The organism is Lactiplantibacillus fabifermentans DSM 21115, assembly GCF_000498955.2.
GTDB classification, from domain to species: Bacteria; Bacillota; Bacilli; order Lactobacillales; family Lactobacillaceae; genus Lactiplantibacillus; species Lactiplantibacillus fabifermentans.
Genome location: NZ_AYGX02000088.1, coordinates 1 through 1,443, shown reverse-complemented (window position 1 = coordinate 1,443; position 1,443 = coordinate 1). Strand labels below are relative to the sequence as shown.

The following is a 1,443-nucleotide window of genomic DNA, read 5'->3' as shown; positions in this document are numbered from 1 at the left end:
ACCTGGAGTGCGGCTGATAACTTTGTGAGTGCAACTGATACCGATGGGAAAGCCTTGAGCTTAGCTGATTTGAAGGTCAGCGGGAGTGTGGATCCAACCAAAGCAGGTCGTTACGAGGTGACGTATAGCTACACGGACGCAGCGGGTAACGTCGTTACCAAGACGGCGACAATCACGGTAGTGGCATCGCAAGCAAGCATCGCCACTAAAGACAGCACGTTAGTAGCGGGTCCCAACACAACCTGGAGTGCGGGCGATAACTTTGTGAGCGCGACTGATACCGATGGGAAAGCCTTGAGCTTAGCTGATTTGAAGGTCAGCGGGAGTGTGGATCCAACCAAAGCAGGTCGTTACGAGGTGACGTATAGCTACACGGACGCAGCGGGTAACGTCGTTACCAAGACGGCTACTATTACTGTAATTGTGAAATCAGATCCGGTAACACCAGGCAAGCCAAGTCAACCAGCTAAGCCGGTTAGTCCGGTAACACCAACCAAGCCAAGTCAACCAGCTAAGCCAGTTAGTCCAGTGACACCAGATCAGACAAATCAATCGGCTAAGTCAGATCAAAGCGCAAAATCAGATTATCCAACGACCTCCAGTCAAGTGACATCGGTGAAGTCTGGGAGTGCATCACAAACGGCAACCTCACATAACGAGTTACCGCAAACTGATGAATCAACGCAACGTACCATGACTTTAGGTGGATTATTGCTATTAGTAATGACTAGTCTGCTTACTTTCTTAGGAGGGAAAAAGCGTCGTAATCAAGACTAAGGGTGGTATGATATGGCTTAAGACTTGGAAATAAAAGCACAGCTTGAAAATTTTGAGAACATGTTAATGCTGCGAAATTATATTAACAGAATGTTAAAGTATGATTTAAGCGGCACGCATCTTTCGTTACGTGAATGTCAATTACTGATGTACATTTATCAACATGGTCAAACTGGCACTAGTGAATTGGCACAAGTATTTAAAGTGACACGGACATTAATTTCAAAGACCCTTGGTCAATTGATGCAAGCCAATTTAATACGGGAACAGGCACATCGAAATGATCGTCGTAGAGTTGACATCTCACTGACAGATAATGGGATTAAACAAGTTGTAGCGGTAAAAAAACAAATTTCAAATAATTTACAAAGTATGGACGCAACTAAAGAATTATTACGTTTAACTGAGCAGGTAGCCAGTTTATCTCAATAATTAGCTGAACTGAATAATAGCTTAGTTGAAGTTAGCAAAGAAAGGAAGCCAAATGAAGGGCTTCCTTTCTTTGTAATTTATAGCATTGAAAATATTAGTAGCGAGCTGTTATTGATAATCGAGATAAGGAAGCATTTTGAGTCAGTGACGAGAGCTAATAATTTCTTTAAAATTATGTAACATGGTAGATTGCAAATTTAATCCGAATTTTTGGACAAATTGTTCAGCATAACC

At 42.3% G+C, this 1,443-nt stretch carries 2 protein-coding genes; both read left to right on the top strand.

The features are described from left to right. Window positions 1-777, top strand: a 777-nt coding sequence (locus DY78_RS08575; RefSeq protein WP_156404111.1) for a bacterial Ig-like domain-containing protein, incomplete at its 5' end; no start/stop codon positions are given. Between the two features lie 24 nt (window positions 778-801). Then, complete coding sequence (locus DY78_RS08570; protein ID WP_156404110.1) at window positions 802-1,209, top strand: MarR family transcriptional regulator; 408 nt, start codon at window positions 802-804, stop codon at window positions 1,207-1,209. The last annotated feature ends 234 nt before the right edge of the window (window positions 1,210-1,443 follow it).